Genomic DNA, 4,527 nt, shown 5'->3' on the forward strand with positions numbered 1-4,527 from the left:
TCCAGCGCCGCGCCCGCGAGCGGCCCCGTCACCATCAACATCGCGCCGCCGCCCAGCGCCGATGCGGCCGAGATCGCGCGCATGGTGCGCGCCGAGCTCGAACGCGTCGAACGCGCGAAGGCGTCGCGCACCGGCTCGCGCCTGTCCGATTGATCGTTCGCTGAAGGAAACCCGCCCATGATGATGTCGCTCGACCAGTTCGTTTTCAGCCTGGCGACCACGCCTTACCAGGAGCTCCAGCGCCAGCGCAACTGGAAACACCGCACCAGCTCGCGCATCGGCGTGCGCGATGCGAGCCAGTTCACCGGCGCCGGCGACGACACGATCACCCTGTCCGGCATCGTCGCCCCCGACAACGGCATCGGCGAGATCGCGTCGATCGAGGCACTCGCCCGGATGGGCGATGCCGGCGACGCCTATGTGCTCGTCGACGGGAACGGCAACGTGTACGGCGCGTACGTGATCGACAGCCTCAACGAGACGGCCACGTATCACACGAAGGAAGGCATCGCGCGCAAGATCGCGTTCACGCTGACGCTCAAGCGCGTCGACGACGGCGTGCTGGCCGAGCCGCAGCAGGACGACGAAAGCGGAGCGGACGAGCAATGAGCACGGTGGAACGTAAGCCGGGCGATGCGCAGGCCCGCGCGGGTCGCGTGCAGCCGCAGGCCGACTATCGGATCACGCTCGACGGCCGCGACCTGTCGCGCCTGATTGCGCCCAACCTCATCAGCCTGTCGCTGTCGGAATCGCGCGCGGACGAAGCCGACATGCTCGACCTGGTGCTCGACGACGCGCGCGGCACGTTCGCGATTCCGAAGCGTGGCGCGAGCATCAAGCTGTCGATCGGCTGGGTCGGCGAGCCGCTCGTCGACAAGGGCGCGTTCACGGTCGACGAAGTCGAGCACAGCGGCGCGCCGGACGTCATCACGATCCGCGCACGTTCAGCCTCGATGACGAACGGCATGCACGAACGCCGCGAGAAAAGCTGGCACCGGCAGACGATCGGCGCGATCGTGCGCACCATCGCGACACGCTACGGGCTCACGGCCGCCGTCGACGCCACGCTCGCCGCGACGCGGATCGACCACGTCGACCAGACGCAGGAATCCGACATGTCGTTCCTGACGCGCCTCGCCAAGCGCTACGACGCGGTGATGACCGTGAAGGACAAGCGTCTGCTGTTCACGCCGATCGGCAGCGGCAAGACCGTCAGCGGCAAGCCGCTCGACGTGCTGGCCATCACGCGCGCGAGCGGCGACCAGCATCGTTACCACATCGCGCAGCGCGACGATTACACGTCGGTGCGCGCGCACTATCACTCGAACGGCAGCGCGCGGCGGCTGTCGGTGGTCGTCGGTGACGCGAAAGGCAAGAACGCCAAGGTGCTGCCCGAGGATTACGCGACGGAAGCCGAGGCCCGGGCGGCCGCGCAAGCGGACTATGCGCGCACGCAGCGCGGCCAGTCGACGCTGAGCTACACGCTCGCACTGGGCCGGCCCGAACTGTTTCCCGAGATGCCCGTCACCGTGACGGGGTTCAAGCCCGAAATCGACGAGACGCCGTGGCTCGTGAAGAAGGCGACGCACACGATCGGCGACGGCGGGTTCACGACCGCGCTCGAGCTCGAAGTACGCGACGCGCCGAAGAAGTCGGGGCGAACCGGCAAGCGCTGACGGGTGAAATGGCAAGCGGCGGCCGACGCCGCGGTGCCCGGCACGCGATCGCGCGATGGCGATCACGGTGGCGAATTCAGGATCTCGAGGGGGCGGGGTGAGGTAACGCGCGAGATGCGCGGCTCGGGTTCGATGCAGCGGCCGGAGCGAGTGCCGGCCGGCGGGGATGAGGGGTGGGGATTCAGCTCGATTGCTGACGCCCGCCGAGCGTCATGCGCGTGTCCCGCGCGTCGCCGCATTGCTGCAACGTGGCACGCGCATCGCGCAAATTGGCCATCGCCTGCAGCGCGGCCTCGAGCACCTGCCCGACCGACAGCATCGCGCTGTCGATCTTTGCGTGCGCGTCGGCCCGCTCGTCGTCGGTCAGGTCCGGACGATATCGCGGCGGGCCCATCGTCAATCCACGCGTGTCCGCGCGATGGTCGGCGTGCGCCGACGCGCCGATCGTCCCGATGTCGTGCTTCCTGTTGGTGTCCATTTTCCGGTCTCCGCAAACTCAGTCATCCACCGGGGGCCGCCTGACACGACGGGTCGCCTCGGAACGCCCCGCCGCCAGCTCGCCGGCTTTCAGAATGCTAAACCAATACTGTATGGATATACAGTGATTCGTCCGATTTTATCCGATGCGCTTGCGCGATGCGCTCAGCGCACCGCCGTGGAATCGGGAAAACGGAAAGGAGACGGGCCGCCCCGCGTCACGCCCTGGATCGGGCAGCGTGCGACCGCGTGCAGCATGCTGCCGGCATGCGCAGCAGAGCGTGCGTCGGGCCGCGCGGCCGCTTATTTCTTCGGTTGCTTCGCCGCGCGTTCGGACTTCAGCCGTTCGACCTCGGCCATCGCCCGCTCGACGTTTTCCGCCGTGCGCTGATCGAGTGCCGCGCGGCGATTCTCCGGCAGGCGCTTCGCGCGCCGCGGCGCCGCAGCCGCCTGCACCATCGCGCCCGTGCTGATGCAACTGGCGAGAAACGCGTGCAGTGATGCCTTGCCGGCGTCGTTGAGCTGCCGGTACATCGCCAGCACGTCGGCTTCGTCCGCGTCGCGGCTGCCGGCCTCCGACGCGGGTTCGCCTGCGGCGGACCGTTCGCCGGTCAGCACGTAGCCGATATCGACACCGATCTCGCGAACGGCCAGCAGATAGGTCGCGTCGGGAGAGCGCTCATCCGACTCGTACGCCGACTGCGAGCGCCTCGCGACACCGCCCACGGTCGCAAACTCGTCCTGGCTGAGTCCGATCCGCAAGCGCTCGTCCCGCAAGCGACTCCCGATTTGTGTCATAAATTACCCATTAACAATTGACGCGCTGTTTTTTGCTCATTACACTGGCCTTACCGTAACGCAAGACTATCTCCACAAAGTATACCGACCATGACTACTCCCAAAGGCGCGCGCCGTTCGCCGCGCGGCACGATGTCGGACAAACCCGTCTACGTAGGGCTGACACCGGTCGAGCGCGGCGAGCTCGAGCAGCTCGCGGCGCAGCGCAACCGCTCGATCTCCAGCATGGCGCGTGAACTGATCCGCATCGGCGCGAGCCACCTGCGCGCGATCGCGACGCCGCGCTCGCGCACCGCCGGCCGTTGAACCGGGCGCCCTCATGTTCCGCACCGTCGAACGCGCCCGACCGTCCGTGCCCGCAGCGTCGATTGTGAGCCGCGCGCACGCCCGCACCAATCAGCCGATCGGCCAGCGATGCAGCCGGATCGCCCGCGCGGCCCACTGCCCGTCCGGCCATGCGCCGACTCTCGCCCGGAGCACGCCCTCATGCGAATCCTGAACCGTTGCCCGCACTGCCGCACCCGCGCCACCGCACGCAGCAGCCGCGAAATGTCGCTGACGTTCCGCGAAATCACCTTCCAGTGCGCGAATCCGGAGTGCGGCCACACGTACGTCGTCAACATGGAATTCGCCCGCACGCTGTCGCCGTCCGCCGTCCCGAACCTCTCGTTGCAGTTGCCGCTCTCGCCGCACGTCCGCGAACGCCTGGCCGCGCAACTCGAGCTGCCGGTCTGACGCCCTAACCCCTCGTTCCCGCGTTTCCCTCGCATCGTGCCTGAACGGCGCGAGGGATCGTCTTTGCCATTGAAAAGGACACCTCATGATCCCGATCCAAGCGGGCCGTGCCATTCGATGCCCCGCCAGCCCGGCGATGGTCGGCCACCCCGCGCACTGCGCACGGGTCGGCTGCCCGGAGGCGCGCACATGAACCGCTACGCCACCGAACCCGCGCCGCATGACGCCGCGCTGCACGCCGCCATCGCGGCGGCCGCCGACACGCTGAACTTCGACGCCCCGCCGGACAGCCCCGAGCGGCAACGCACGCTCGGCCGCTTCGTGTCGGCGCTCGCCGATCGCCTCGCGCTCGGTTTCCCGCAATCCGCCGCTGCGCTGCGCGCGCTCGCCGGTTCGCCGGCCACGGCCGGCCATCCCGCGCCGCCCGCCCCACCGCAACCCGAACGGCAGCAATGACCCCGATATGGCCTCGATCGACGAACTGAAACGACACATCGACCTGCATGACCTCGCCGGCCGTCTCGGCCTGAAACGCGGCCGCGGCGGCGACCGCGCGCTCTATCACTCGCCGCAGCACGCGGACCGGAGCCCGTCGCTGTCGATCTATGCGAATCACCCGAAGTACGGCACCGGCTGGCGCGATCACAGCGCCGACGCCGGCGGCTCGTGCATCGACCTCGTGATCCACGCGCGCGGCGGCACGGTTGCCGACGCCGTCCGCTATCTCCACGACGCGTACGGCCTCCCGTCCGAGCGCCCCGCACCGGCCGAGCGCCGCGAGAAATCCACCGTCGAATACATCGCCGAACGCTGCACGGCCGAACGCGATCGCGTGCGCGAC

At 68.7% G+C, this 4,527-nt stretch carries 7 protein-coding genes and 1 pseudogene; 6 read left to right on the forward strand and 2 right to left on the reverse strand.

Going from position 1 to position 4,527, the window contains the following annotated elements:
* Positions 1-177: 177 nt before the first annotated feature.
* A complete protein-coding gene (locus G3N99_RS34975; protein ID WP_069246823.1) occupies positions 178-609 on the forward strand; it encodes a phage tail protein in 432 nt (143 codons plus the stop codon).
* Positions 606-1,676, forward strand: a complete 1,071-nt coding sequence (locus G3N99_RS34980; protein ID WP_174940126.1) for a phage late control D family protein — start codon at positions 606-608, stop codon at positions 1,674-1,676. The genes G3N99_RS34975 and G3N99_RS34980 overlap by 4 nt, the downstream gene beginning before the upstream one ends.
* 181 nt (positions 1,677-1,857) lie before the next feature.
* On the opposite strand, the gene G3N99_RS34985 is transcribed toward G3N99_RS34980, so the two are convergent.
* Together G3N99_RS34985 and G3N99_RS34990 are read right to left on the reverse strand one after the other, a co-directional pair.
* Complete coding sequence (locus G3N99_RS34985; protein WP_174946961.1) at positions 1,858-2,154, reverse strand: hypothetical protein; 297 nt, start codon at positions 2,152-2,154, stop codon at positions 1,858-1,860.
* A gap of 302 nt (positions 2,155-2,456) precedes the next feature.
* Entirely contained in the window at positions 2,457-2,879 is a 423-nt protein-coding gene (locus G3N99_RS34990; protein ID WP_244132534.1) for a transcriptional regulator, read from the reverse strand.
* A 162-nt stretch (positions 2,880-3,041) separates the two neighbouring features.
* On the opposite strand from G3N99_RS34990, the gene G3N99_RS34995 reads away from it, so the two are divergent.
* The 4 genes and pseudogenes from G3N99_RS34995 to G3N99_RS35010 all read left to right on the forward strand — a co-directional run.
* Complete coding sequence (locus G3N99_RS34995) at positions 3,042-3,257, forward strand: hypothetical protein (RefSeq protein WP_174940132.1); 216 nt, start codon at positions 3,042-3,044, stop codon at positions 3,255-3,257.
* A gap of 180 nt (positions 3,258-3,437) precedes the next feature.
* Entirely contained in the window at positions 3,438-3,686 is a 249-nt protein-coding gene (locus G3N99_RS35000) for an ogr/Delta-like zinc finger family protein (RefSeq protein WP_174916740.1), read from the forward strand.
* Between the two features lie 189 nt (positions 3,687-3,875).
* On the forward strand, positions 3,876-4,142 hold the full coding sequence (locus tag G3N99_RS35005) for a hypothetical protein (RefSeq protein WP_206124651.1): 267 nt from the start codon (positions 3,876-3,878) through the stop codon (positions 4,140-4,142).
* 7 nt (positions 4,143-4,149) lie between these two features.
* A pseudogene (locus G3N99_RS35010) lies at positions 4,150-4,527 on the forward strand (hypothetical protein); the annotation flags it as partial.

Origin of the sequence: Burkholderia sp. Ac-20392 (assembly GCF_017104585.1) — a bacterium.
GTDB lineage: Bacteria > Pseudomonadota > Gammaproteobacteria > Burkholderiales > Burkholderiaceae > Burkholderia > Burkholderia lata.